Raw genomic sequence first — 26349 nt, forward strand, 5'->3', positions numbered from 1 at the left:
GCCCGAGCGCCTGCGCTCAGAGAATTGTGTAGCCGCCATCGATCAAGAGATCGGCGCCATTGATCATGTCTGCTCCTGATGAGGAGAGGAAAACGGCGGCCGCCGCGATCTCCTCCGGAAATGCGAAACGGCCCGAAGGAATGCGCTTTTTCGCCGCCTCGCCCTTTTCACCGGACCACGCCTTCTTGCCGAGCTCGGTCAGGACGATGGTTGGGGAAATGGTGTTGACGCAGATGCCGTGCTTGCCCCATTCGGCGGCGAAGGTCTTGGACATGCCGATGACGCCGAATTTGGAGGCGCAATAGGCGACATGTTCCTCGATCGCGACGGTGCCGGCCTGCGAGGCGAGGTTGATGATCTTGCCGCCCTTGCCGGCTGCGATCATCGCGCGGCCAACCGCCTGGGTCACCAGGAAGGTGCCTTTGAGGTTGATGTTGATCGTCTTATCCCAGTGGTCCTCAGACAGGTCTTCGGCGGGCGCGAGGAAAACCACGCCGGCGCTGTTCACCGCAATGTCGATCTGGCCGAAGTGCGACAGGACATCGGCGATAGCCTTGTTGACGGAGGCTGCATCTGCAACATCGCAGGCGAACGGCTTGGCATCGCCGCCCAGTTCGGCAGTTTTTGCCCTGGCAATATCGACATTGATATCCAGAACCGCGACTTTCGCGCCCTTGGACGCAAAGGCAGCCGCGACCGCGGCGCCAATGCCGGATCCACCGCCTGTCACAACAGCGACTTTGCCGGAGAGCGGGAAATTCAAATCAATGTCTGGAGCTTTATCAGTCATCTTGTTCAAGCCTCGATAGGGTGGAGTGGGGCGAAACTTTCGCCCCACCGGATCGATTTCACTTACGGGTTTCAAGCAGCTTGTCGACATTCTCCGTGGTCACCGGGGTCCACGGAACGTTGTAGTTCTTGTCCTTGCCGTCGTTAAACGGCATTTGCGGATATTCGGCCCAGATCGGGGACTCCGGCTTGTAGGTGCCCTTCTTGGCGTTGAAGATCGCGAGATCCAGCGCACCCTGCGCCTGCGCAGTGGCGTCCTGCAGGATGGACGTCATGGTGCCCTGTTTGACGGCGTGAAGCGCATCGGTAATGCCATCGATGCCTGCAATGGCAAAATCGCCGACATTGAGCTTTGCCGCCTTGATCGCCTCGATCGCGCCGAGCGCCATTTCATCGTTCTGGCCGATCACGCCGTTGATCTGTCCCGGATGCGAGGTCAGCCAGTTTTCCATCAGCGTCTGCGCCTCGGCGCGCGACCAGTTCGCGGTCTGGTCCTCGATGACCTTGACGTTAGGGCACTCAGCAAGCGCCTTCTTGTTGCCTTCAAGGCGGGAAATCTGAGCCGACTGGCCAATCGGGCCTTCGAGGATCACGACATTGCCCTTGCAGCCGATCTTGTCGAGCACTGTCTTGGCTTCCATGTAGCCGGAAACCTTGTCGTCGGAACCGACATAGGCGGACAACAGGTCGGAATTCACCCTTGTATTGGAGCCCACGACCGGGATGCCGGCGTCATGGGCCGCCTGAACCGCCGTCGCACCCGCTTCGATGTCGATCGGTGCAAAGATGATCGCGTCGAATTTCTGCGTGATCATCGTGTTGAACTGCTCCTGCTGAACAAGAGCGTCGTAACGGCCGTCGAAGATCGTCAGCTCGACTTCGCCGCTCTTGACGGCGGGATGCTGCTGGAGTGCTGCGGACCAGATCTGCATGAATTCGGCGTTGAGGCCGTAAGGCGCGGCGCCGATCTTCAGTTTCTTGTCCTGCGCCAGGGACGGTGAAGCCAGCAGCGCGGTTGCGGCGGCAAGGGCAATCAGTAATTTCTTCATAGTAAATCTCCTCCGTTGATAGTCCGGCGGCCGTTCTGGCGCGCCGTTTGGTTTCCGGGTGCGCGGCACCCGAATGTCTTCGGGCTCAAGCGCCCAGATTTCGTTTCTGGTCGAGCATCACCGCCCCCACGATGAGCGCGCCCTTGAGGACCTGCTGGTAGTAGGACTGGATCCCCATCAGATCGAGGCCGTTGTTCATGACGCCGATGATCAGCGCCCCGATCAACGTGCCGGTGATGCGCCCGACACCACCGGAAAGGCTGGTTCCACCAATGACGACGGCGGCGATTGCATCGAGCTCATAGGCAATGCCAGCCTGGGGCAGCGCGGAGCCGGTACGTGCGGAAAGGATCATGCCCGCCAGACCGGCAAGACCACCGGAAATCACATAGACGAGGAAGCGCAACCGGGTGACGTTGATGCCCGACGTGTTGGCCGCATGCGGATTGCCGCCGACGGCATAGATATATCGGCCAAATCGCGTGCGATTGAGCACCCACCAGGAGACGGCAAAGACGATCGCAAGCAGGATCACCGGCATCGGGATGGAGAAAACGGTCCCGGTGCCGATCCAGCGAAAATCGGGGGTCAGTGCAGGAACCGGTTTGCCGCCGCCATAAATCAGCGTCAGGCCGCGGGCCGCGGAAAGCATGCCGAGCGTTGCGACAAAGGCCGGCACGGCAAAGCGCGAGACGATCAACCCCACCACCGCGCCGCATGCGACACCGACTAGCAGCCCGATCGCGAGCGCCACATAGGGTGGATAGGGTGCGCCCACAATGCCCGCCGTCGCGGAGGTGGTCGCAAAGCTCGCACTGATGATGCCGGTGAGCGCGACGACGGAGCCGACGGATAGATCGATGCCCCGTGTCAGGATGACGAAGGTCATGCCGATTGCCAGGACACCGTTTATCGAGGTCTGCAACAGCACATTCGATATGTTGCCCGCCGTCAGGAAATATTCGTTCGAAACGGAAAGAACGATGGCGAGCAGCAGGAACGCCAGGAAGATCCCGTATTCCTGCATGATCACCCGGCGCCGGTCCGAACTGAACCAGGCGCTGGATCGATTATTGTCTGTGGCGGACATATGAAACACCTCTTGTTGCCGGTCGCGACCCTGTCGCTCGTCGTTGCCTGTCGCGGTCATGTCGACAGGTGGACGAGCGCTTGTGCGTCGGCCTCTTTCCGTTCAAGGATCCCGGCGGAGCGCCCCTGACGCATCACCAGGATGCGGTCAGACATGCCGAGAACCTCATCGATCTCGGACGAGATCATGATGACCGTGCCGCCTTCGGCGGCGAAGTCGCAGATAATGCGGTAGATCTCGCGCTTGGCGCCGACATCGACGCCGCGGGTCGGCTCGTCCAGCAGCAGCACCTTCGGCTTGCGCAGGAACCATTTACCAAGCACGACTTTCTGCTGGTTGCCGCCAGACAGGCCCGAAACCGCCATGCTGTCGCGCGCCGCCTTGATGTCGAAACGCTCGATCATCGCCGTGCTGGCGGCGGCTTCCGCGCGGCGGTCCATCGAAAAGTGCGGGCTCATTTCCGGCAGGCTGGCAAGGCAGATATTGTTGCGGACGCTGTCGCTGAGATTGAGCCCCGTCAGCTTGCGGTCTTCGGTCACGAAGGCGATGCCATGCTGCATCGCCTCGGCCGGCTTTCTGACCGATATGGCTTGTCCGGCCAGCTTCATGTCGCCGCTGATCGGCCTGTCGAGGCCGAATATGCAGTCGAAAATCTCGGTTCGCCCCGACCCCATCAGGCCGTAGATACCGAAGATCTCTCCCTTGTTCACCGCGAAGGAGATGTCTTCGATCTTGCCGGGGGCTGTCAGGCCGGAAACTTCAAATCCGGCGGTGGCGGTCGGTGTGTTTGTCTTGATATATTCCTCGCCGAGTTCACGGCCAACGATCATGCGGATCAGGCCAGCCCTGTCGACGTCGGCGATAGCGCCGCTGCCGACATAGGAGCCGTCGCGAAAGGCCGTGTAGGCATCGGCGATCTGAAAGATCTCCGACAGCCTGTGCGAGACATAGACGATGCCCTTGCCTTCGGCCTTCAGGCGCTCGATCGTCGCAAATAGCTGCTGGGCCTCCTTCTCGCCAATGGCGGAGGTCGGCTCGTCCATGAAGATCACTTCCGCATCGTGGCTGAGCGCCTTGGCGATCTCCACCAGTTGCACCTGCGCGACGGAGAGGTTCATCATGAATTGCGTGGCGCGGATATTGAACTCCAGCCGATCGAGAAGGGCCTGGGCGCTACGGTTCATCGTCTTGAAATCGATGCCGCCAAAGCGGGCCGACGGCTCACGACCGAGATAGATGTTTTCGGCCACGGTCATGTGCGGGATAGGGCTAAGCTCCTGCTCGATAATGGCAATGCCGGCCGCCAGCGCTTCGGCGGGGCTCGCATAGTCGACCTCCTTGCCACGACGGCGGATCAGACCTGCGTCGCGCGCGTGAATACCCATCAGGATCTTGAGGAAGGTCGACTTGCCGGCGCCGTTGCCGCCGCAAAGCGCATGCACCGAGCCCGCCCGCAGCTGAAAACGGCCATCGCGCAATGCCGCGACGCCACCAAAGGACTTCTGCAGCCCGTCTACCTCAAGCAGGAATTCCACGACTTCGCCTCCTCAAGCGCAACCCGAAACATGGGGTCCAGAGATACCCATGGCCTCCTCGGTTGGCGCATTTTGACATTATTCGACTCAGTATCGACAAATGTCAAGTTACCAAATGAAGATGCGATATGTCGGACGCCGATCACACGGAAAAGCCTTCGCTCCATGGGAGTGCAGCTCATGTGAGAGACAAGCCGAGCGGGACCACGCCGAGACGTCGAAGGTCAGAGCGAGAGAGTCATCGATGGTGAATTGATCGCGGATTGCCGTTTTGGCGAACCGATGGGAGCCTCGGCACCTGCCAGTATGTTGGCAAACTCAGCCGCTGTTGCGAACTGAATCCGCTACCCGGCCCTGCCACAGAAACCGGAGCGCAATCAATGCGACGCACAGGACCGAGATCAGGAAGATGGCACCGGACATGGCGTAGATCACCGGCGAGGCCCCGGAGTTCATCTTCCCGAACAGCACCACGGGCAAAGTGTTCTGCCGTCCGGCCAGATAGAAGGCCCGCGTGAATTCGTTGAGCGACAGCAGGAAGGAAAAGATGAAGGCGCTGATCAGTCCGGGGCGGACCAGCGGCAAGGTGATATCGATAAATTGGCGCCCCCAGTTCGCGCCAAGATCGGCCGCTGCGATGAGATAGGACCGCCGCACCGCCGCAAAGCTCGTCAGAATGACGATGAATGCGAAAGGCATGGCCCACAGCAAATGACCGGCGATGACCGTCAGGGTCGACGCCTTGATGCCCGCGCGCGTAAACACCGCCGAGAGCGCCAGCCCCTGAATCACACCCGGCACGAACATCGGCAGGATCACCGCCAGCAACCACGCGGTCCGGCGCGCGCGCAATTCGAAATAGGCAAGTGCTGCCAGCAGCGACATGATGGTTGCAAGAACCGCCGTCGCCGTGGCGATGATCAGCGACTGCTCCAAGGCACCGATCAGCGCCGTCTCCTGCGGCAGCGATGCGTACCATTTGAGACTGAGTTCGGAGATATTCGGCAAGCCCGGCTGCAGGGCGGGATTGAAGGAGATCGCCAGCAGATAGAGCGGCGGCGCATAGATCACGAGCAAGCCGGCGATGGTGACGACCCAAAGCAGAACACGGTTGGCAAGACCTTCGCGCAACATCATGGCGACTGGTCCTCGAATAGCGATGCAAGGCCGAAGATTCGGTTGCCTATCAGCACAAGACCGAAGATCACGGCAAGCACGATGGTCGAAATGGCGAAGGCCATCGGATAATTGGCGACGCGCATGACGTCGTTGATCATCACCGACACGATCGAAGCGCCCGCCCCGCCCAGCATCTGCACCTCGGTGGACGAGCCCACCACCATGACGAAGACGAACAGGAAGCCGGCAAAGATGCCCGACTTTGTCAGCGGCAAGAGGATCGTCGTCAGGCCCTTCCAGAATCCCGCGCCAAGGTCCTGGGCGGCCGCCAGATAGGTTGGATCAACCCGGCGCATGGACAGCAACAACGGGAAGATTGCAAACGGCAGATAGGAAGCAACCAGCCCGACGATGACGGCGAAATTGCTGAACAGCAGCCAGTCAACTGGCGCATCGGTGATGCCGACAGCCTGCAGCCAGTCATTGATAATTCCGACACGTCCAAGCACGAGTCGCCAGGAAAAGGACCGGATCAGATAGGAGGTGAAGAAAGGAATGGTGATCAGCGCCAGGAGAATGACGTTCAGCCGCCGCCCGGCCAGGAAATGGATCGCATAGCTGGTGGGATAGGCGATCAACAGGCATAGCAGCGCCGTGCCGAATGCCTTGATCAAGGTCGAGACGATGACCGTCCAGCGTCCGGCCTCGAGGATGCCGGCGTAGCCTGCAAGGCTCACGTCCGGCTTGATCCAGTATGTCACCGGATCCCAGCTCCAAAAACTCCAGACGACGACGACGATCAAGGGCAGCAGTCCGAACGCCAGGATCGCCAGCAGTGGCGGCGCCATCAGCATTGACGAAATCGGCAAACGTGCTCTGGACATACGAGGCCTTCAAGAGTGGACGGCAGCGGCGAGGGAGACATCGCCGCTGCCCACGATTATGAAACTCAGGCGTTACGAAGCTTCTGCCACCACTCTTCGTAAAGCTGGAAATTATCCGGCCGGGTGTTCTGCCAATAGACCTTGCCGGCGAACTTGGCCTTGACATGCTCGGCCAGTTTCTCGACCTCGTCCGGCTTGTATTCGTCCGGATGGGCCTTGGCATAGGCCAGGTTGTTGTCGGTCGGCACAAGATAGCCACGGGCCTGGCCGAGTTCGCAACCATAGAAACCGCCGAGCAGGCCGTTGACAAATTTATGAGCGACGTCGGTGACACCGCGATCGCCAGCACCCTTCAGGAGCACCGTATTGTTGCCCCAGGCCTCATAGCCTTCGACGGGCGCGGCATATTCCACCTGGAGGCCACGCTTGCGCCCTTCGTAAACGATCGGTTCCCAGCCGGTCATGGCGTCGACTTCCTGATCGGCCACCAGCTGAACGCCCTGCTCCCAGCCATTCCAGAAGGTGCGGAACTGGCCGTCCTTCTTGTGCTTGATCAAGAATTCCATGACCAGACCGAGTTCGGATTCGGTCAGGTTGCCCGGCTCGACGATCGGTTTGTTTTCGCTCTCCTTCAGATACATCGCGGTGAAGATGGCGCTGTTGATCCAGGCATCTTCCATGGCCACGCGGCCCTTGAGCTTGGGATCGAAAATGACGCCGTAGCTATCGACCTTGCCGAGCTTGTCGGGCCGGTAGATGATCGAGTCGGCGTTGACGACGGTCGGGATGCTGTACTGCTTGCCGTCATGCTTGAGATAAGGAATATCCTTGGCCCATTGCCAGACGCTTTCGTAGTTCGGGATCTTCGTCAGATCCCAGGGAATGATGACGCCCTGGCGCGCCAGTTCCTTCTCGGCACCGCCCTGGAACCCGCCGATGTCGAAAAGATCATTGGCATTGCCGGCGGCGAGGCGGGCAATGACCGGGCCGATGTCGTTGCCGTTATCGGTGAACTCGGGTGCAACGCCGTTCTGTGTGGCAAATGCCTTCCATTTGTCGCCGATATCCAGCGTCGCGGTTGCCCAGAAGGCGACCGTTGCGGCATCCTGCGCGGCGGCACGCGAGGCCCAGCCAAGACTGCCGGCCGACAAGGCAGCCCCCCCTGCCCCCATAAGCTTCAGAAAATCGCGCCGCTGCATATTGCTATGCTGCGCCGATGCAAACATTCCGACATGCTTCGTCATTGCCATTCCCCTTTGCGGTCCGGTTGAATCACTCTTCACACCACAAAGCAGCCATTCAGCTCGTAGGCAATAGTCCCGCATCGGAAATCAGAACGGCGGCATCCGGCTTCAAGCCGACCCGGATGGATCTTCCCGCCTCGAGCCTGCCAAACCCCGCCTCTTCCTCAATCGCCATCGTCAGTATCTGACCATCCCAGAAGGCGAGCTTGAGATCGTGATAGAGGCCGCGAAATGTCGTTTCGACCACGGTCAGCATCAGCGTTTCAGGTGTATCCGCGGCAGCGAGAAACAGCCGGTCCGCGCGGATGGCAACGACGGACTGCAGCGGGTCCACCGGACCGGCGACCCGCACCGGCACATTTTGCCCGGCAATGACCGCGTATGTCTGGCCGTCGGACGTCGTGATCTTCTCCGGACGCACCAGCGTATCGATGCCGACGAAACGAGCGACGAAAGCATTGGCCGGAGCCTCGAAGAAGCGGGCGGGTGCATCCACCTGTTCGATACGACCCTTGTGCATCACGGCCATGCGATCCGAGAGGCTGAGCGCTTCGTCCTGATTGTGCGTGACGAGGACGAAGGTTGCGCCGGTGCGCTTGTGCAGTCGTGCGAATTCGTCGCGCATCTGCTGGCGCAGGCGCTCGTCGAGGCCGGTCAACGGCTCGTCGAGCAACAGGATGCCGGGCTCCATGACCAGGGCCCGCGCAAGGGCGACACGCTGACGCTGGCCGCCGGACAAAAGATTGACGTCGCGCGGGCCGAAACCGGAGAGCTCGACGAGATCAAGGGCATCGTTGATCTTGGCCGCGAGCGCACCACCTGATAGCCCCCTCAGCCGCAGCCCGTAGCCAACATTCTGCGCGACGGTCATATGGGGAAAAAGCGCAAGGCTCTGGAAGACGGTGTTGACCGGGCGCTTGTTGGCCGGCACGTCGCTCACATCCTTGCCGTCGAAGGAAATACGGCCAGAGGTCTGCCTGTCGAAACCACCGATGAGCTTCAACAGCGAACTCTTTCCGCAACCCGACGACCCAAGCAGTGTAAAGAATTCACCGGCGGCGATATCGAGCGTTACATCGTCAAGAGCCTTAACCGGCCCGTACTCCCTGCTGACCTTCTCGATCTGAATGGATATAGCCACTAGCCTGCCTCGGAGACGCTTTCGCGAATGATCAGCACGCCATTATCGGCGACGCTCAGTTGCTGGTTCTCCTGTACGAGCGTCGTCGCCGTTGCCTCCTCGACAATCATCGGACCCTCGATCGACAGACCGGGCGCCAGCAGGCTGCGCTCATAGACCGGGCAAGAGACCCAGCCAGGAACAGCACCAAAATAGACATTGCGCCGTCCTGTCAACGCAGCTTCGAGACTGCGTCCGTTTTTGGACAAAGCCGGCAGAGCAATCACCGGGCCGTTCAGAACTGCTTCGAGATGCAGCGTGGTGATCTCGATGGCCGCGTGCGGCAAGCGGAACGAATAGGCGCGCTCATGGACAGAATGAAAGCGCTCGGCAAAGACCTCACGATCGTCGCCGCGTTGGAAATGGGCAAAAACGCCGTGTTCCTGTCCGCGATACCGCGCCTCGACCTGATAGGTGAAGCGGATATCGGCATCCTGCCCCTTGGCGAAATAAGCGATCGCTTCCTTTTCGAGCTTGTCGAAGCGCGCCAACAGCGCCTTGATCGCCTCGGCCGTCAGTGCTGAAAACCAGGTATGACGAAAATCGGCGCGCGGCTCGGCGGCGAGCATGCCCCAGGCGGAAAAAAGGCCGGGATGAAGCGGGATGACCGTCGACTTGACGCTCAGATCCCGTCCGAGCCTGGTTGCAAGCGCGGGGCCGGCACCACCACTGATGACGAAGGCCACTTCGCGCGGATCATGCCCGCGCTGGACTGTCACCAGTTTCAGCGCATTGATCATGCTTGCATGAGCGATATCGATAATTGCCATCGCGGCATCCTCGATGCTCAAGCCGAGGGGCGCGGCGATGGTGGCAATCGCCTCGGCCGCTTTCTGCTTGTCGAGGTGCATGGAGCCGCCGGCAAAATTGGTGGGATCAAAGATCCCGATCAAAAGAATGGCATCCGACAATGTCGGTTTCGTGCCGCCGCGACCGTAACAGGCCGGGCCTGGCATGGAACCAGCGCTCTCCGGGCCGACACGAAGGACGCCGCGTTCGTCGAGCCAGGCGATCGAGCCGCCGCCGGAGCCGATCTCGACAATATCGACCACCGGCACCTGAATGGGATGACCGGGCTCGATGCGGGTATGTTCGAGCTTGTATTCGACGTTCAGCGTCGGGCGCCCGCCGTGGATCAGCGAGCATTTGGCGGTCGTGCCGCCGACATCGAGCGACAGGACTTCGCTCTCGCCGAGCGCATTGCCTATCCGTGCCGCGCCCGCCACACCGCCGGCCGGACCGGATTCGACCAGGGTCAGCGGACTGTTCACCGCCTGTTCGAATGTGGCGATACCGCCGTTTGACTGCATCGCGTAATAGGGGCACGTCAGGTCGCGCCGCATCAGCGCATCTTCCAGCCGTGCGAAGTAGCGGCGAATGATCGGCTGGACATAGGCATTGAGAACGACCGTGTTCGAACGCTCATATTCGCGCCATTGACGCGAGACTTCGTAGCTGGCGCAGACAGTCGCATCCGGTAGCGCAGCGGCCAGAATATCGGCGCAAAGAATCTCGTGCTCGGGATTTGTATAGCTGTGCAGGAACAGGATCGCGACCGCCTCGATCTTTTCCGCCTTGCACTGGGCGATAATCGGTTTGAGGTCTTCGACCTGCAGCGGCGTAATGATTTTTCCCGAAGCGTCGAGTCGCTCGCGCACCTCAAAGCGTAAGCTCCGGGGAACAAAGGGGGCCGGACTGCGGAACCGCAGATTGTAGAGATCGGGACGGTTGCCGCGACCGATCTCGAGAACGTCGCGAAAGCCCGCCGTGGTCACCAGTGCGGTTCGCACACCCTTGCGCTCGGTAATGGCATTGATGACCGTCGTGCCGCCATGGGCGAAAAACGTGACGTCCCGTGTGCGAAGCCCATCCTTGGCTTCGGCGGAAGCGATCGCGTCGAGCACTCCGATAGACTGGTCGGGCACCGTCGTCAGGCTCTTGGCTGTGAACAGTTCGCCGCTACGCTCATCATATCCGACGAGATCGGTGAACGTGCCACCGACATCCGTTGCCAGTCTGATCATACTGCCACTTTCGTTTGGTAACCGTAAAGCTTCACGGCCTGTGCTTCGGTAATGAAGCCATTGCGCAAATCGCGCTCGATCAGATGCTGTTCGCGCTGGCGCGCGTCGCCCCATCCCCCGCCGCCGCCAGTGATGACACGCAGGATATCGCCGGAATTGAGATCGATATGGGCGATCCTGCCGTAAGTCCGCACCTTGCCGTCGCTCGCGGATGCGATCTGCAACGCATTCACCGTTCCGCTTCCGCCGCCGTCCATACCCCAGGGGCGCGTGCGGGTGCGGCCGAAACTGCCATAGGCGGATGCGTCCTTGCTGAGGATTTCATATTCGCGCACGATACCGAACCCTCCCCGCCTGCGACCAGCGCCAGTGCCGGCTTCGATATTGTAGCCGTAACTCTTGACCCGCAAGGGGAACCGCGCCTCGATGGCTTCGACCGAATAATTATAGGTATCTCCGTCCGTCAGCGCTATCAACGCACCGGCGCCATCAGCCTCTTCGCTCGCACCCCAGCCGCCATGCTGCGGTTCGATATGGATGAAAGGCTGTCCGTTGCGATCCTTGCCGGAGATGTAGACAACGCAGAGGCTGGAATAGGAACCGGCGGAGAAGCGAGACGGCACCAGAGGCGCAAGCGCCTTCCAGACGAGCTCGGAGGCATGCACCGACCCTTCATAGTACCAGCCGGTCGGCGAAGGCTTTTCCGCGGTGAAGATCGTTCCGGGCGGCGCAATCACGGTCAAGGGACGGAACCATCCCTCGTTGGACGGCTCCTGCGGCCCGACCAATGCCTTGACGATGGTTCTGACCGCCGACTGCAAGGCGCCGCGCGCGCAGTTGATGGGGCCGGGCACGGCCGGCGGACAACCGGTGAAATCCGCGATAATGCTGTCGCCGTCGATGGTGACCGCCACCTGCACGGGGATCGGCGCATCAGTGATGCCGTCGCCATCGATGATATCGCTCGCTTCATAACGGCCATCCGGAAGGGCGGCGATCGCTGCCCGGCTGCGCTTTTCGCTGGCTGTCAACAGATTGGCGAAAGCCGCCCTGACGACATCGGACCCGTATTTCGCCGCAAGTTCGGTTAGACGCCGCGCAGCGACCCGAACTGTCGCCACCTGCGCGTTGAGATCACCGAGAGCGATTTCCGGCAGGCGCACATTTTCGCAAATAATGCTGAGGATGTCGTTCGAAAAGACGTCGGAGCGCGCGATCTTGACGCCCGGCAGACGTATTCCCTCCTGGAAAACCGAGGTGGCATTCGGCGCCAGGCTTCCCGGCACCGAGCCGCCGACATCGAGATAATGGGCAACATTGATGGCATAGCCGAGAATTTCGCCATCGACGAACAACGGCTTGACGATGGCGAAATCGCAGGCATGGGTGCCGCCGGCATAGGGATCGTTGGAGAGAAGGACATCACCATCGGAGAGATTTCCGGCGGATTTCTCAATCAACGCCTTCACCTGGACACCGAAGGTGCCGGTGAACAGTGTGATACCGTTCATCTGCGCGACGAGCTCGCCATCGGACGTCAGTAGCCCACAGGCAAAATCGAGAACTTCATAGATCACGGGGCTCATGCTGGTGCGCGCCATGACGATCCCCATCTCGTCGACGACAGCCGTCAGCTTACCCTCGATGATTTCCTGAGTCACGGGATCGACGGAAATTGCCTCAATGGTCATCGTCTCGGTCACCCTCATCACTATCGTTGCGTGTAGACTAGGCTGGTTCCCTGGGGGCAGGTAGCCTGTCAGAAGGGTGGGCAAGGTTTGCCGACCCTACCCGTTCGGGTGGGGTTTGGTCAGAGAAGGATACCGGTATCGCGCGCTATGGTAACGGCAGCCGTTCGAGTCGTAACATTCAGCTTCGCGTAGATGTTGCGCAGGTGGAACTTGACGGTGTTGTTGCTAAGGTCGAGCTTGCGACCGATTTCCTTGTTGCTGAGGCCGGCGCTCAGCAGCCGGATGACACTGCGCTCGCGGTCGGTCAATCCACCAGTTGCGAAGGCGGGTGTAGAGAGCAGGCCACTGTCTTCAGCACCTGTTGTCGCCACGACATCCTGTAAACACTCCAATCGCTGCATCACGACGTCGGGTACGCCTTGGGCAGTCGCCAACAGACGTAAGGAATTGCCGAATTCCGGCCCTTCGACCAGCAGAATGGCCCGGTAATCCACCACCGGCAACGATAGCATCATCTCGGAAAGCCTGACCGCGGCCGTGGCCTCGTCGCCTTCGGCGAGCAGCAGGCGGATATCGAGGAAGCCCAACTCGATACGCCGCGGTACATGCAGCTTCTGCGTCTGATGCATGATCAGGCGATGGAAAGCCGCGCGCGCGCGGGCAATCTCGCCTTGCGCGAGATAGATCCGCGTCCACAATAAAGCGGGTACGTTGCCGCGCAGATTGACAGCAAAATCGTTGGCGCTGTCGGAATCGATGCTCTGGGCACTGAAGCCGCTGACTTCAGCGTAACGCATTGCCTCGTCGATATCGCCGGAGGCAAGAAGAAGTGCTGTTCGTTCACCGTCGATCAACCGAACCAGGCGATCGAAGCCACGTCGCTTGGCGGCGGCGCGTGCATTATCGATCGCCGCATGAGCCGCCATGATCTCGCCGTTCAGCCGCAAGATGCGCTGTTGCGCCATAATGCCGGCGGCGAGAAGGTCGAACCAGGCGTCATGTCGCTCCAGATGTGGCAGTGCCCAGGCGAGCACGGAGGCCGCGGCCTGACGATCGCCACTCATCGAAAGCAGCTCGCTCTGCAACACCTGGCTGATGGCGTCGAGATCGCAGCCCTTGCCGATATTGGCCTGCGCTTCAGCGATGAGACTTCGGTAGGCGTCGGCGGCACTGGCACTATCGCCACTGAAGAATGCGGCCTGTCCGATATGCGTGTAGAGATGCATGGCGCCGAAATCCGCACCCGCATCACGGAAGGACCGTATGGAAAGCTGGCCGTAATGCAATGCGCGCTCGAGATCCGTGCGGATCAGAAAATTATAAGACAGCATGTTGAGCGCCAGCGCTCGATGGATCGGCTCCATGTCGCTGTCCTGAGACAGATCGGCCTCGAGCGCGGAGAGATCCGCGGCAGTCGCCCATCTATCCGTATAGAGCGACATGAGCACGCGAACGACGCGCAGGTCCTGCGCCATTTTTTCGCCCATTGGGACCGCGGCGCGCTCGGCAAGTGCCAGATAGTGGTTGGCGGCATCGAGCTGGCCCGCCTTGGCGTTGATCACTGCCAACCCCAACGTCGTCAAGGGGAAATCCGCCAGGTTGATGCCGGCCGCCTTGGCGATCAGCGTCTGGAACAGCGCGGTGCCGCCGCGTGTCGTCGCGTAGACACGGCGCCATCCGCCGGCTCTTTCAATAATCTCGGCCGCCAGCCTCGCATCATCCGCCAGGAGCGCATGGCGTACCGCCGCATCGCAGTCGCCGCCGGCCTCGAACCAATGCGCCGCTTTTCGCAATATCTGTTTCGTATCGATGCCAACACGCTCCGCCTCCTCCTTGAGGTAGCTGTTGAACACCGGATGGTATCGGATCCAGGTTCCCTGCCCATCAAGAACAGCGATTGGCAGGGCGTAGTCGCCGAGCCGGTTGAATAGCGCCACCGCATTGTCTTGGCCCGATACAGCGCCGATGAGCGCCCGACTGACGGCGGGGAGAGCCGCACTTTCAGTCAGAAATTGCCGGATGTCCTCCGGCAGGCTGGAGAACACCTGCTCCGAGAGGTAACGGCCCATCTCGGCATTGCTGCCATCGAACGACGAAAGGATGGCACTGCTGTCCATATTGTCATTGACCAGAACCCGAACCATCTGCAGCGCCACCGCCCAGCCTTCCGTGCGCTGGTTGAGTTCGCTGATCTGCTCGCTCGTCAGCTTCTTTGCCCGGCTACCGAAAAACTCCTGAGCTTCGGTATCGGTGAAGCTGAGATCAGCAACTCCAATCTGTTTCAGCTCGCTGTTGAGCCGCAAGGCGGAGGTCGGAAACCGAGGCGGGCTGCGCGAAATCAGCACAAACTTCACATGTCCGAGATCGGCCGCCGCCAGCAGCTTTGCCATCAGTGATTCGGTGGCGTCGTTCTGGGCAAAGTGGTAGTCGTCGAGGAAGAGGACGATCGGCTCCTCTATGCGACGCAGCCGCGTGACAAGCACCGAGAGAAGCGACGCAACCGGCATGCTGTTGGCATCCGACCCCTTCCTTTCGTCTGGAAGCAGTTTCTGAAGCGATTCCAGCAAGGCCAAAAGGAAACGGCTCTGGTCACTGTCTTCGGGATCGAGGGGAATCCAAACCGCCTGACCGCGCTGTGTTCTAAGCAACTCGTACCACTGCGCGGCAAGCGACGTCTTGCCATATCCCGCCGGGGCGACGATCGTGGTTAGCCGCCTTAGCCCCGCACGTTGCAGCAGCGCCAACAGATTGCGGCGCCTGACATGCTCATTGCCGGCACTCGGCGGTTGAAAACGAGTTTGATTGATGATCATTCCTCATGATTGCGGCGGCACAGCAAGTTTGCAAGTTGGGAAGCCGAAAAAGCGACAAGTTTAATAGATTTACGCATTAAAGTGTGGACTGTTGCTCTCCTCTTCCATCCCGTGAGAGGAAACAACAGCACTTTGTCGCTCGCCGGATTACGCCCTGGGAAGGACAACTTGCTCGGCGGCCAAAGCTGCCGCCAACAGCTGTTCATCCTGCCCCCTCTTGGCCGACAGCAAGAAGCCGACCGGCATACCACCATCAGCTGTGCCGCAAGGCAGGGATACACCGCAACAATCAAGGAAATTGCCGATCAGCGTGTTGCGCAGGGTCTTGCCATTCGTCTTGACGAAAAGATCGTCGTCATCGCGCAATGGCGCAAGCGGTGGCGCCACATGGGCAACCGTCGGATGGGCGATGAACTCGTTCGGCGCCATGGTTGTCGCAAACGCCTCGATCAGCCGTTCACGCCCATTCAACAGCGCGATATAGTCGACCAGGCCGATCTTCTCGCCCAGCGATGTACGGGCCACCACGCGGCGATCCATGGCTGCGGCATCAGGGCCGGAAAGCCGATAATAGTGGAGTGCGTAAGCCTCGGCTGTCACCATCGGACCATGCTTCGCCATCAGGTCAAAGACACCGCTGAAGGTCGGAAATGCCGCCCGGCGCACCCGCACTCCGGCCTGCTGCAATCTCTCTATGGCAGCGTCGAAAGCCTGACGGACGCCGTCCTCGACATCGTCCATGACGACGGTGTCGGGCACGACCAGCGAAATATCCTTCAGGCTGGCGCGAACGATTTCCGGTGCCGTGAGGCGCCGCATCGCCGCATCGACCCAGATGGCATCCTGAACGCTGCGGCAAAGAGGACCAAGCGAATCGAGACTGGTCGCCAAGGGAAAAACACCGGCCATGCTGTAGCGGCCACGGCTTGCCTTGTACCCAACCAGACCATTGAAGGCGGCTGGAATGCGCACCGACCCACCCGTGTCCGTTCCGATCGAGACCGACACGAGACCGGCGGCGACGGCGACGGCCGAACCCGAGGAAGATCCGCCAGGCACCCGCTCGACATCCGTGGATACCGGATTGAGCGGCGTGCCGTAATGCGGATTGAGGCCGAGACCGGAAAAGGCAAACTCGCTCATATTGACCCGGCCGACACTGACCATGCCAGCCTCTGCCAGGGCCTGGACGACATCGGCATCCTCGCTTGCGGGCGCTTCCCGGGCAAGAACGGTTGACCCCGCCGTCGTTGACAGCCCGCGGATGGCGAAGAGATCTTTCCAGGCGATGGGAATACCGTCGAGAAGCCCGCGCGACCGACCCTCCCGTAGCCGCTTCGAGGCGGAAGCAGCCTCCTGGCGCGCCCGCTCCTCAAGCAGGCTGATAAAGATGGCCTGATCCTTATGGGACCGGATCGCGTCCAGGCTCTCCTCGGTAAGCGCCACGGGATCGAGCGCTCCCGATTGCATCAGAACGGATAGCTGCGCGATCGATTTGCCCAGATGTGAATATACCATGACCCTCTTCTCCTTATCGACCGACGAGCTGCATCCATCGGCGGACGAGATAATTATGCTCATCCATAGTGGTATTCCAGACCGCGATGCAATTGGCGCGCTGCCAATAGGATCCGCCGCTCCTGACCGAGCCCGCCTTTATCCGCGTCAGGCCGTCCGGCCCGGGCAGATCTTCGGCGGCGGCAAGGCCCTCATACCAGTAATCCCATTCCGACGGCGTCATGAACTGGCGGGAGCGCTGCGGGGTGGAGATATAATAGCCCTGACGGGCAACCACCGCTCCCGGCCAGCCGGATAGCCACCAGTTCAGATAGTCGTAGGCGATATCAAGCAGGCGCCCGCTCAGGCTCTTCGAAAGGCACAGGCCGCCGTGCCAGGCGCGATAGCCCTCCGCCGGCACCGCCTGTTCGACCGGAACACCCTTGGAATTCAATATGCCGATACCCGGCGACCACATGCTTTGAACTGCGGTGTCCCCCGCCATCATCAGGCGAGCCGCATCCTCCGCTGTCTGCCAGAAGCCACGGAAGAAGCCCGCCTTCTTCCGCTCTTCCAACAGGTCGATCAACCGGTCGATCTCCGCGATCGACATGTTGCCAATATCGTCGAAGGACATGAGGCCGGCGGCCTGTGCGGCCAATGCGGCATCAAAGATGCCGATGGCCGGTTCGTCCACCAGAGCGACCCGGCCCGCCCATCGTTCATCGAAAAGGGCGCCCCAGGAATGCATGGCCACGGCATTGTCCACGAGATCGGTTCGGTAGGCGAAGCTGTCGAAATTATGCGTCGTTGGCAGCATGGAGATGAAACGTGAGGGCGTATCGCCGAGCGCCAGGTTCGGCTGCACATACAGCTTGCGCGCCGGCACATCGCCGAGCCCCAGTCGCGGGTTGGGACCGATGTGACCGGTCTTGGTCAGGTCGTTGATCTCATCCCACAAGGTAATGCGCTTCGTGTCGACCGGCTGGATCGCGCGCCAATGCCAGACGATATCGAGATTGTGGAAGCACTGATCGTAGATGTCATAGGTCTCGGGCTCCCTCGCCGCCTTGTACTGAGTGGTGAGGAAATCATTGTTATCGAACGACACTTCGATGCCGAGATCGTCCTGAGCCCGGATGCGCAGCTCTTCGAGCAGGGAAATGGCTGTCCCAAGGATGCGCAGTTTCGGCCGGCCGGCCAGATGCAGCGCAGGTGCGGAAGTGGCCTTTGCCGGAGACTGATGCTTGTTCATGAAGGAATGACTTATCCTATTCCGCCGGGATGGCCAGAGGTGGCCTAACGTCCGCGTCCGCCAGCGTAAAAGCCTCGAAGGACCGTTTCAACACTTCTCCGTCGAGGCCATCCAGAATGAAGACCAGGCGGGAGCTTCTATCGTCAGACGGCCAGGCTTCCATATGAACGGGCGTATGGACAAGGTGCTGCACGCCATGAATGGCAACCGGCCGTTCCTCGCCCATGAGATTGAGAATACCCTTGACCCGCAGGACCCGCTCGCCATGGCGATTGAGCAGCATGGTCAGCCATATGCCGAATGCAGTCCAGTCGATAGCGCGGTCCACCGTCATCGTGACGGAGGAGATCGCGGCGCGATGCGGCGCGCCGTCGGCATTGGTGAGCCAGACCGGTTCCTCGCAATAAAAGCCACTCGGCGACTGGACATGATCGCCACGCATCGTGGCGGCGTCCTGCAACAGCGAGGACAAATCCAGATCGTCATCCCCAGCGCAGACGAGGAGCGCGTCGGGGTTGATGCGCCGCAGGCGGCTTTCCAGCGCGTATCTCTCGCTATCGGTGGCGAGATCGGTCTTGGTGATCACAAGCCGGTCGGCAATCGCCGCCTGCCGGTTGGATTCGATATAGGTATCGAGCTGACGCTGCCCGTTGACGGCATCCACCGCAGTCACGACGCTTCCGGGTCGGAAATGATGCCGGAGGATCGGGTCCGCCTTGATGGTCGAGAGGACCGGAAAGGGATCCGCCAGCCCGGTGCTCTCGATGATGACACGCCGAAACGGCGGGACCAGCCCCCGCTCACGCTTGGAATAGAGATCCTTGAGTGCGTCTGCGAGCTCGCCGCGAACGGTGCAGCACACGCATCCGGAGCGCAGCAGCACAATCTCGTCATCGATCCGCTCGATCAGGTGATGATCGAGGCCGATCTCTCCGAATTCGTTGATCAGCACGGCAGCATCGGCAAAGGCTTCCTCCGCCAGCAGCCGCCTGAGCAAGGTCGTCTTTCCCGATCCGAGAAAGCCGGTGAGGAGATTGACGGTCACGAAGCCGGGCTCGTCATCCGTCACGGCTGACCTCCATGCGGGCGATCAGGCCGGGATCGAGCGGATCGCAGGGGCGGCCGATGAGCCGCTCGGCCGCCGGCCAGAGGTGCCCCAGATCCTCGACGATCTCGCTCTTGCCGGTTTTCGTGGAGAGAACGAACGAGGCACCCTGCCAATCCGACAGAACAAGGCCGAAGGCCGAAAGCATGCGATTGGCGGCGGCGACGCGGTTGGCCCGCTCCCGCCGCCGGTCGAGACGGCTGTCATTGCGCGTAAACACCCCCGGCCGCGCCGCGGCGTCGGTCCAGTGTTCATTGCCGCCGAGAACACCGCAGAGCGAGCACATGATGGTGTCTACCTCCTCACAGGCCTTACCGCTTGTTACTTCTTGCGCGGGAAGCGCGCGGCGAAGTCGTCGGCGATTTCGTTCATGGTAACGAACTTCACGCCCGGATGCTTGATCATATGGGCATAGAGCCGCTCGAGCATCATCAGCACCTGCGGGCGACCGGCAACGTCGGGATGGATGGTGATCGGGAAGACAGCATAGTCCATCTCGCGATAGACCCAGTCGAACTGATCGCGCCACATCTGCTCGATATCGTGCGGATTGACGAAGCCATGGCTGTTCGGGGCTTTCTTGATGAACATCATCGGCGGCAGATCATCGAGATACCAGGAGGCAGGAATCTCGATCAGATCGGTCTCCTGTCCGCGCTTCAACGGTACCATCCAGTCGGACGGCTTCTTCGAATAGTCGATCTTCGTCCAGCTGTCGCCGACCCGCACATAATAAGGGGTGAAGTCCTTATGCATCAGCGAGTGGTCGTATTTGATGCCGCGCTCGAGCAACAGCTCGTTGGTGACGTTGGAGAACTCCCACCAGGGCGCGACATAGCCGGTCGGGCGCTTGCCGGAAAGCTTGGTGACAAGCTCGATGCACTTATCGAGGATCTCGGTCTCCTGCTCGCGTGTCATCGCGATCGGATTTTCATGGCTGTAGCCGTGGATGCCGATTTCATGGCCCGCATCCGCCACGGCCTGCATCTGCTCGGGAAAGGTCTCGATCGAGTGGCCGGGAATGAACCAGGTCGTCTTGATGCCGAAGCGCTCGAACAGCTTGACCAGGCGCGGGCTGCCGACTTCGCCGGCAAAGAGGCCGCGGGAAATATCGTCGGGCGAATCCTCGCCGCCGTAGGAGCCGAGCCATCCGGCCACGGCATCGACATCGACGCCAAAACTGCAGAGAATTTCTTTCGCCATGGGAAGTACCTCCTTGGGTTTCTATGGTTCTAGTAAGCGGGAATGACGGTGGCTTCCGCCGGGTTCCAGGCAAGCAATACGCCGGCACCGACCGCAAAGGCGCCGGGCCTGTATTTGTCGACATGCGCCTCCAGCGCGAGCGAACGCCCGTCGGGAAGACTGGCGGTCAGGTGCGAGATATGGCCGACGACGTCGAAACGTTCGATGCGGGCACCGACGACATTGCCGCCGAAGGCGCTGGCGATGCGCTGGCGGTCCGCGCCCTCGCTCGCATGCACCTCGATTGCCTCGGACGGGATGACGATATCGACCTTCCCCTTACCGGCAACCGCACCATTCGGGCGGCCCGACAATAGGCCAAGCGGCGTGGCAACGACGGTGTTGTCCCCTTCGCTGCCGGCCACCTCGCCGTGAAAAATCGTGTTACGGCCGATGAATTTCGCCACGAACGGCGTGTTCGGCCGCGTATAGAGTTGATGCGGCGGGCTGATCTGTTCGACCCGGCCCTGGTTCATCACCACGATCCGGTCGGAGAGCGCCAGCGCCTCGGATTGGGCATGGGTAACGAAGACGAAGGTCACACCGAGCCTCTTTTGCAGCAGCTTCAATTCGTTCTGGATCGCCTTGCGCAAATTGGCGTCGAGAGCTCCGAGCGGCTCGTCCAGCAGAAGAACGTCGGGCTCAACCACCAGACCGCGCGCAAGCGCGATGCGTTGGCGCTGGCCGCCCGAAAGCCTGTCCGGCTTGCGCTCCGCGATATCCTCCAGCCCAAGCGTCGCCAGAATCCGGTCAACGCGGGCATCGCGCTCGGCCTTCGCGATACCCTTGACCTCAAGGCCGTAACCGACATTGCGGCGAACGGTCATGTGCGGAAAGAGCGCATAGTTCTGGAAGATCATCGACGTCGGGCGGTTCTGCGGCCGGACATCGTTCATCCGCTCGCCTTTGATCATCATGTCGCCGGAGGAAATCGTCTCGAAGCCGGCGATCATACGCAGCGTCGTCGTCTTGCCGCAGCCGGACGGGCCAAGGAAGGCGATGAATTCGCCCTTGGTGACCGTCAGATTGAAATCGGCGACGGCCGGCGTGCCGTTGTCGTAGACCTTGCCGACATTGATGAGTTCCAGGTCGTAAATCATAACCATTCTCCAGGCGCGGGCGAGAAGACCGCCAGCCGGTCTCCTCGCGTTTCAGGTGCGGAGCGGCGAGCCGCTCCGGCATTGCGTCAGGCGTTCAGGAACTCGTCCCACTTCTGGACGAGATGGTCGTATTCGTCCGGCCACTGGTGCCAGTAAGCGACGTTCTTGGCGCGTTCTTCCAGCGAGCCGCCGTCGCGCAGGTCGCCTTCCTTGATGCCGCGCTCCGCCGCACCAACCCAGGGCTTGCCCTCGTACCAGAAGGCGTATTTATCCGGCGCCATGACGTTCTTGATGTTGGTGGACGGAGAATAGTAGCCCTGCTCGGAGACGGTGATGCCCGGCTCGCCGGACAGCCAATAATCGGCATAGGCGATCACGGCCTCCTTGTTGGTCGTGCCGGCGATCATCGACGGGCCGATTGCCCAGCCACGATAACCTTCCTTCGGTACGGCATATTTGCAAGGCTTGCCCTGCGCCTTGACGGCCATGACGGCCGGCTGCCAGGCGTCGCAAACGACCATTTCGCCGGAGGCCATCAGGTTGACGAGCTCGCCGAAATCACCCCAAAGGGCGCGGAACTGACCGTCCTTTTTCTTGGAGACGAGGAATTTCGCGGCTTCGTCGATTTCCGCCGTGCTCGGATTGCCGGGGTTCTTCACGCTCAGGAGACCGAGCGTGTTCATCGCCATGATGGCCTGGCCGAAGGCGATCAGCGGATCGGTGTTGAGGCCCGACTTGCCCTTCCATTTGGGATCAAAGAGTGCGGCCCAGCTATTGGCTTCCTCGGCGCTGAGGACATCGGGATTGTAGCCGATGGAGTCGTAGTTATAGACCGCCGGAACCATGTTCAGTGTGGTCTGGGCGTCATCGGCCCAGATCTGGCCGACAATCTGCTGCTTGGCGCCCCACTTGTCGGAGGGCTTGGTGAAGGTGTCGCGGATATTGGCCCAGTTCTTCAGCGAGGCGGCCGGGACAGGCTCGACATTGTTGGTCATGACGATCGACGGCAGGCGCTCGGCGATAATCTCCCAGCAATCGTAATCCTTGGAGCCAGACAGGATCTTCGTCTGCGCATCCGGAAAGGTTGCCGCCGTGCCGGAGGTCTGGCCAACGCCGCTTGCCTTGCGGAAGTCGGCGAGGATGCGCTCCTGTACGGTGACCGACAGGCCGATGGTGCGCAGCTGCTCGCCAGCAAGATTGGCGGCCTGCGCGAAGGCGGTGCGCGACGAGAGCAGGGACGTCCCGCCGCCGATGGCGGCAAGCGCCATCACGCCGGCGGAATGCTTCAACAGAGAGCGTCTATTCATTTCCATTTTGGACATTTCTGTTCTCCAGTGTTGTTTGCTGTTCCCTGAAGCCACTGTGGGCTTCTTTCATTGTCGTATCGCCAGCCGCCCGGCAGCAGGTTGCCGCCGGGATCTCCGCGATCAGTAACGGCCCACGAGGAGGCCGCCATCCACGACCAGAACCTGGCCGGTCATGTATCTCGCGCTATTCGACGCGAGGAATGCGATGACGTCGGCGATATCATCGGGAGCACCGATCCGACCCATGGGGATGAATTCCGGAACCTTCTCGGCACCTTCGGCACCCAGCGAGTTTTCTTCGGAGAGCAATTGCGCGGTGCGGATATAGCCGGGCGCAACGCCATTGACCCGCACGCCGTCCTTGGCGAGTTCCACCGCCAGTCCGCGCACCAGCCCGACGACACCCGATTTCGCGGCGGAATAATGCACATGCTCATCCCAGCCGTAGGCGACGCCCATGATGGAGGAGAGCGCAACGATGCTCCCCGATTTGCGGCGTCTCATGCCGGTTGCGGCGGCGCGCACCAGCCGGAAGATGCCCTTCAGATCGATGTCGAATGTCAGATCCCACTTATCGTCGCTGAGGTTTTCGAGCGGCGTGCGATGGGCGATGCCCGCATTCGCGACGATGACATCGATCCTGCCGAAACGCGCCTCCAGATCCGCGACCAGCGCATTGGCGGCCTCGGTCGAGCGGACATCGTAGAACCGGAATTCGGCCGACCCGCCGGAGGCGACGATGTCGCGGACGGTCTCTTCGCCTTCTGCCTTCAAGATATCCGTCACGACGACATGATCCCCAAGAGCCGCGAAAGCCTTCGCCGTCGCCTGGCCGATCCCGATGCCGGCGCCAGTGACGATCACGATGCGTTTTTCAGTCGTTGTCATATCCATCATCCTTTCAGAGCATCACGTCGCCGGAATTCGGCCCGAGCGTCTGGCCGACGAAAAGGCTGGCGGCGGGGGAGGCGAGAAAGGCAACTGTCGCGGCCACCTCCTCCGGTTCGCCGAACCGGCCAAGCGGCAGCTCGCGCTTCTTGCGTTCGCGCCATTCATCCGAAAGGCCAAGCACCAGCGGCGTGTTGATCGGCCCGGGGGCGACGGCGTTGACGCGCACCCCGCGACTGGAAACCTCGCGGGCGAGCGCCTTGGTCATGCCGATGATCGCCGCCTTGGCGCCGGAATAGTGAACCAGCTCGATGCCGCCGATCTGGCCGAGCTGGGAGGCGACATTGATGATGCCCCCCTCGCCACGTTCGAGCATCAATGGCAGGACCGCCTTGGTCATCAAAAACGTGCCGCGCACATGCACGGCAAACATGCGGTCGAAATCCTCAAGCGCGAGATTTTCGAAGGATGCCTGGTGCACGATGCCGGCATTGTTAACGAGGAGATCGACCGCGCCATGCCGCGCCACCGCAGCCGCGTGGATGGCGGCCACATCCTCGGGCAGGGAAACGTCGCCGGCTGCAGCCGTGGCCGAACCGCCCGCCTTGCCGATTTCGTTCGCAACAGCCTGCGCGCGATCGAGCGACAGATCATTCACCAGCACGCCATAGCCGTCAGCGGCAAGCCTGTGCGCGATCGCCCGGCCGATGCCGGAACCCGCGCCCGTTACGATCGCTGAAGGTTTTCTCGTCATCATGCGTCCTCCTGAACGCGAATGCGCCGGGCCCGGCGAACCGACAGCCCCATGAGGGTGGCGTAGGTGCCAAGCAGCGCGAAGGAAAACAGGGTCGTCAGGACGCCGAAGGCGAAGACGTTGGGATGAACCTCGACCGAGAAGGTGCCATAGATCGCCAGCGGCAGCGTCAATTCGCGGCCGGAGGCAAACAAGGTGCGCGAGAACTCGTCATAGGAGAGCGTAAAGGCAAACAGCATGGCCGAGAGCACGCCGGGAAAAATCAGCGGAAAGGTGACCTTGCGGAATGTCCGCGCCGGCGTCACGCCGAGCGACCAGGAGGCCTCCTCCATGCTCGGATCGAACCTGTTGAAGATCGCCAACATCACCAGGAAGGCGAAGGGAAAGGTGTAAACAACATGGAGGACGAATGCCGTGCTCCACCAATGCCGATCAATGCCAAATGTATTGGCAACCAGCGCCATGCCGAGCCCCACCAGAACGCCCGGAACCATCATGCCGAGAACGATCAGGTAGAAGACGACGCCGGAACCGCGGAACTTGCGCCGGAAGGCCTGGGCGGAGGTCACACCGAGCACGGTGGAGACGATCATGGTCATTACCGCAAGGGCCAGAGAGCGGATCAGCGACTGATCGATCGGCAGCGGCGCGATGCGCGAGGGTGGCGTCAGGCCGAACAGATGTCGGTACCAGTAAGTCGACCATTCGATGATCGGGAATTGCGGGCCGCCCTCGGGGCCGGTCTGGAACGACAGGATCGCCAGAACCACCAGCGGTCCATAGAGAAAAACGAGAAAGAGGGTGGTATAGACGCCGAGGCCGAGCTTGATGCCGCTTGCGTTCATGATCAGAGCTCCTTTCTCAGATCGACGATCTTGAGAAGCACGGCAACGACCGCCCCCATGATGATCGTCAGCACGACGCCGGCCACCGCCGCAAAGGCCCATTTCAACGAGCCAACCTGGGTGACGATGATATTGCCCAACAGGTTGACCTTGCGGCCGGACAGCGCCGCCGAGGTGGCGAACTCGCCGAGCACCATGACCGATACGAAAATCGCGCCGACGACGACACCCGGCAGGGAAAGCGGCAAGATGATCGTGCGGAAGATGCGCCAGAAGCCCGCGCCGAGATCCTGGGCCGCCTCGATGACGGAGGCGTCGATGCGGCCGAGCATGAAGGCGATCGGACCGACCATAAAGACGCAATAGATCTGCGTCATGCCGATGATCACCGACAGCTCGGAAAACAGCAGCACCTCGATGGGCTGATGGATGATGCCGAGGTTCATCAGGATCATGTTGATCGCGCCCTCCGTGCCGAGCATCGGGCGCCAGGCGAGCACGCGGATCAGGAACGACGTCCAGAACGGGATTACGCAAAGCACGAGCAGCACGGTCTGCAATGTCTTGTTCTTGACGAGAAGGCCGACGAAGAGCGCTGCCGGATAGCCGACGACGAGCGTCGACAAGAGGACGAGAAGCCAAATGCGGACGGTCGTCCAGAGCGCACCGAGGTAAGTCGGGCTCGTGAGAAAAGTGATCCAGCTTTGCAGGGTGAGTGTCGGCTCGATCTTGAAGGTCGTCTGGGTCCAGAAGGAGACGTAGACCATCATCAGGAGCGGCAGCACCAGGAAGAGCAGCATCCAGAGCACGCCCGGCGCCAGCAGCCACAGGGCCTTTCTCGATGGACGGCGCGTGACCGTCGTTTCCTGCACGGCATCCTCGCTCGTTGCGACCATGGTCATCTCTCGTTCTCCTGGGCAGGTCCGTGGGGTCGGTGC

Annotated in this window: 22 protein-coding genes; all 22 read right to left on the reverse strand. The window is 61.1% G+C overall.

The annotated features are described in order from the left end of the window. Window positions 1-16: 16 nt before the first annotated feature. Window positions 17-790, reverse strand: a complete 774-nt coding sequence (locus tag EX00_RS15180) for an SDR family oxidoreductase (RefSeq protein WP_047460365.1) — start codon at window positions 788-790, stop codon at window positions 17-19. Between the two features lie 58 nt (window positions 791-848). After that, window positions 849-1838, reverse strand: a complete 990-nt coding sequence (locus EX00_RS15185) for a substrate-binding domain-containing protein (RefSeq protein WP_047459205.1) — start codon at window positions 1836-1838, stop codon at window positions 849-851. An 85-nt stretch (window positions 1839-1923) separates the two neighbouring features. Continuing rightward, complete coding sequence (locus EX00_RS15190; protein WP_047460368.1) at window positions 1924-2928, reverse strand: ABC transporter permease; 1005 nt, start codon at window positions 2926-2928, stop codon at window positions 1924-1926. A gap of 56 nt (window positions 2929-2984) precedes the next feature. Continuing rightward, window positions 2985-4463, reverse strand: coding sequence for a sugar ABC transporter ATP-binding protein (locus EX00_RS15195; protein WP_047459208.1), 1479 nt, complete (start codon window positions 4461-4463; stop codon window positions 2985-2987). Window positions 4464-4781: 318 nt separating this feature from the next. Then, on the reverse strand, window positions 4782-5600 hold the full coding sequence (locus tag EX00_RS15200; RefSeq protein ID WP_047459211.1) for an ABC transporter permease: 819 nt from the start codon (window positions 5598-5600) through the stop codon (window positions 4782-4784). Further along, a complete protein-coding gene (locus tag EX00_RS15205) occupies window positions 5597-6466 on the reverse strand; it encodes an ABC transporter permease (RefSeq protein WP_047459212.1) in 870 nt (289 codons plus the stop codon). Before EX00_RS15205 ends, EX00_RS15200 begins: the two co-directional genes overlap by 4 nt. Window positions 6467-6531: 65 nt before the next feature. Next, a complete protein-coding gene (locus EX00_RS15210; protein WP_047459215.1) occupies window positions 6532-7710 on the reverse strand; it encodes an ABC transporter substrate-binding protein in 1179 nt (392 codons plus the stop codon). A gap of 55 nt (window positions 7711-7765) precedes the next feature. Further along, window positions 7766-8851, reverse strand: a complete 1086-nt coding sequence (locus tag EX00_RS15215) for an ABC transporter ATP-binding protein (RefSeq protein WP_047459218.1) — start codon at window positions 8849-8851, stop codon at window positions 7766-7768. Continuing rightward, on the reverse strand, window positions 8851-10914 hold the full coding sequence (locus EX00_RS15220) for a hydantoinase/oxoprolinase family protein (RefSeq protein WP_047459220.1): 2064 nt from the start codon (window positions 10912-10914) through the stop codon (window positions 8851-8853). The genes EX00_RS15215 and EX00_RS15220 overlap by 1 nt, the downstream gene beginning before the upstream one ends. Then, window positions 10911-12605 (reverse strand): hydantoinase B/oxoprolinase family protein, encoded by a 1695-nt coding sequence (locus EX00_RS15225; protein ID WP_047460370.1) that lies wholly within the window; start codon window positions 12603-12605, stop codon window positions 10911-10913. Before EX00_RS15225 ends, EX00_RS15220 begins: the two co-directional genes overlap by 4 nt. 119 nt (window positions 12606-12724) lie before the next feature. After that, window positions 12725-15418, reverse strand: coding sequence for a LuxR C-terminal-related transcriptional regulator (locus EX00_RS15230; RefSeq protein ID WP_047459221.1), 2694 nt, complete (start codon window positions 15416-15418; stop codon window positions 12725-12727). Window positions 15419-15565: 147 nt separating this feature from the next. After that, window positions 15566-16936 (reverse strand): amidase, encoded by a 1371-nt coding sequence (locus tag EX00_RS15235; RefSeq protein WP_047459222.1) that lies wholly within the window; start codon window positions 16934-16936, stop codon window positions 15566-15568. Window positions 16937-16949: 13 nt separating this feature from the next. Further along, window positions 16950-18170, reverse strand: a complete 1221-nt coding sequence (locus tag EX00_RS15240) for an ABC transporter substrate-binding protein (RefSeq protein ID WP_047459224.1) — start codon at window positions 18168-18170, stop codon at window positions 16950-16952. A gap of 16 nt (window positions 18171-18186) precedes the next feature. Beyond that, on the reverse strand, window positions 18187-19239 hold the full coding sequence (locus EX00_RS15245) for a CobW family GTP-binding protein (RefSeq protein ID WP_047459226.1): 1053 nt from the start codon (window positions 19237-19239) through the stop codon (window positions 18187-18189). Further along, the gene (locus tag EX00_RS15250) at window positions 19229-19561 is read right to left on the reverse strand and encodes a hypothetical protein (protein WP_047459228.1); all 333 of its coding nucleotides are present in this window, start codon (window positions 19559-19561) and stop codon (window positions 19229-19231) included. Before EX00_RS15250 ends, EX00_RS15245 begins: the two co-directional genes overlap by 11 nt. Before the next feature lie 35 nt (window positions 19562-19596). Continuing rightward, complete coding sequence (locus EX00_RS15255) at window positions 19597-20478, reverse strand: polysaccharide deacetylase family protein (RefSeq protein WP_007689414.1); 882 nt, start codon at window positions 20476-20478, stop codon at window positions 19597-19599. A gap of 29 nt (window positions 20479-20507) precedes the next feature. Further along, window positions 20508-21617 (reverse strand): ABC transporter ATP-binding protein, encoded by a 1110-nt coding sequence (locus EX00_RS15260; RefSeq protein WP_047459234.1) that lies wholly within the window; start codon window positions 21615-21617, stop codon window positions 20508-20510. 86 nt (window positions 21618-21703) lie between these two features. Continuing rightward, entirely contained in the window at window positions 21704-22939 is a 1236-nt protein-coding gene (locus tag EX00_RS15265; RefSeq protein WP_047459237.1) for an ABC transporter substrate-binding protein, read from the reverse strand. Window positions 22940-23044: 105 nt separating this feature from the next. Beyond that, the gene (locus EX00_RS15270) at window positions 23045-23812 is read right to left on the reverse strand and encodes an SDR family NAD(P)-dependent oxidoreductase (protein ID WP_047460373.1); all 768 of its coding nucleotides are present in this window, start codon (window positions 23810-23812) and stop codon (window positions 23045-23047) included. Between the two features lie 13 nt (window positions 23813-23825). After that, window positions 23826-24566 carry an SDR family NAD(P)-dependent oxidoreductase gene (locus tag EX00_RS15275; protein ID WP_047460375.1) on the reverse strand — a complete coding sequence of 247 codons (741 nt, stop codon included), beginning with the start codon at window positions 24564-24566 and terminating at the stop codon, window positions 23826-23828. Continuing rightward, window positions 24566-25411 (reverse strand): ABC transporter permease, encoded by an 846-nt coding sequence (locus EX00_RS15280; protein ID WP_007689401.1) that lies wholly within the window; start codon window positions 25409-25411, stop codon window positions 24566-24568. The genes EX00_RS15275 and EX00_RS15280 overlap by 1 nt, the downstream gene beginning before the upstream one ends. A gap of 2 nt (window positions 25412-25413) precedes the next feature. Continuing rightward, window positions 25414-26313, reverse strand: a complete 900-nt coding sequence (locus EX00_RS15285) for an ABC transporter permease (protein ID WP_047459240.1) — start codon at window positions 26311-26313, stop codon at window positions 25414-25416. Window positions 26314-26349 lie beyond the last annotated feature (36 nt).

The sequence above is a fragment of the Martinezella rhizogenes genome (assembly GCF_000799715.1).
GTDB lineage: Bacteria > Pseudomonadota > Alphaproteobacteria > Rhizobiales > Rhizobiaceae > Rhizobium > Rhizobium rhizogenes_C.

Excerpts from the sequence above, each read along its gene's own strand:
- EX00_RS15260 (WP_047459234.1), bottom strand. The coding sequence starts at position 21,617 with ATGATTTACGACCTGGAACTCATCAATGTCGGCAAGGTCTACGACAAC.
- EX00_RS15255 (WP_007689414.1), bottom strand. The coding sequence starts at position 20,478 with ATGGCGAAAGAAATTCTCTGCAGTTTTGGCGTCGATGTCGATGCCGTG.
- EX00_RS15205 (WP_047459212.1), bottom strand. The coding sequence starts at position 6,466 with ATGTCCAGAGCACGTTTGCCGATTTCGTCAATGCTGATGGCGCCGCCA.
- EX00_RS15275 (WP_047460375.1), bottom strand. The coding sequence starts at position 24,566 with ATGACGAGAAAACCTTCAGCGATCGTAACGGGCGCGGGTTCCGGCATC.
- EX00_RS15185 (WP_047459205.1), bottom strand. The coding sequence starts at position 1,838 with ATGAAGAAATTACTGATTGCCCTTGCCGCCGCAACCGCGCTGCTGGCT.
- EX00_RS15270 (WP_047460373.1), bottom strand. The coding sequence starts at position 23,812 with ATGACAACGACTGAAAAACGCATCGTGATCGTCACTGGCGCCGGCATC.
- EX00_RS15265 (WP_047459237.1), bottom strand. The coding sequence starts at position 22,939 with ATGTCCAAAATGGAAATGAATAGACGCTCTCTGTTGAAGCATTCCGCC.
- EX00_RS15200 (WP_047459211.1), bottom strand. The coding sequence starts at position 5,600 with ATGATGTTGCGCGAAGGTCTTGCCAACCGTGTTCTGCTTTGGGTCGTC.
- EX00_RS15250 (WP_047459228.1), bottom strand. The coding sequence starts at position 19,561 with ATGTGCTCGCTCTGCGGTGTTCTCGGCGGCAATGAACACTGGACCGAC.
- EX00_RS15220 (WP_047459220.1), bottom strand. The coding sequence starts at position 10,914 with ATGATCAGACTGGCAACGGATGTCGGTGGCACGTTCACCGATCTCGTC.
- EX00_RS15190 (WP_047460368.1), bottom strand. The coding sequence starts at position 2,928 with ATGTCCGCCACAGACAATAATCGATCCAGCGCCTGGTTCAGTTCGGAC.
- EX00_RS15210 (WP_047459215.1), bottom strand. The coding sequence starts at position 7,710 with ATGACGAAGCATGTCGGAATGTTTGCATCGGCGCAGCATAGCAATATG.
- EX00_RS15230 (WP_047459221.1), bottom strand. The coding sequence starts at position 15,418 with ATGATCATCAATCAAACTCGTTTTCAACCGCCGAGTGCCGGCAATGAG.
- EX00_RS15235 (WP_047459222.1), bottom strand. The coding sequence starts at position 16,936 with ATGGTATATTCACATCTGGGCAAATCGATCGCGCAGCTATCCGTTCTG.
- EX00_RS15225 (WP_047460370.1), bottom strand. The coding sequence starts at position 12,605 with ATGACCATTGAGGCAATTTCCGTCGATCCCGTGACTCAGGAAATCATC.
- EX00_RS15240 (WP_047459224.1), bottom strand. The coding sequence starts at position 18,170 with ATGAACAAGCATCAGTCTCCGGCAAAGGCCACTTCCGCACCTGCGCTG.
- EX00_RS15285 (WP_047459240.1), bottom strand. The coding sequence starts at position 26,313 with ATGACCATGGTCGCAACGAGCGAGGATGCCGTGCAGGAAACGACGGTC.
- EX00_RS15280 (WP_007689401.1), bottom strand. The coding sequence starts at position 25,411 with ATGAACGCAAGCGGCATCAAGCTCGGCCTCGGCGTCTATACCACCCTC.
- EX00_RS15180 (WP_047460365.1), bottom strand. The coding sequence starts at position 790 with ATGACTGATAAAGCTCCAGACATTGATTTGAATTTCCCGCTCTCCGGC.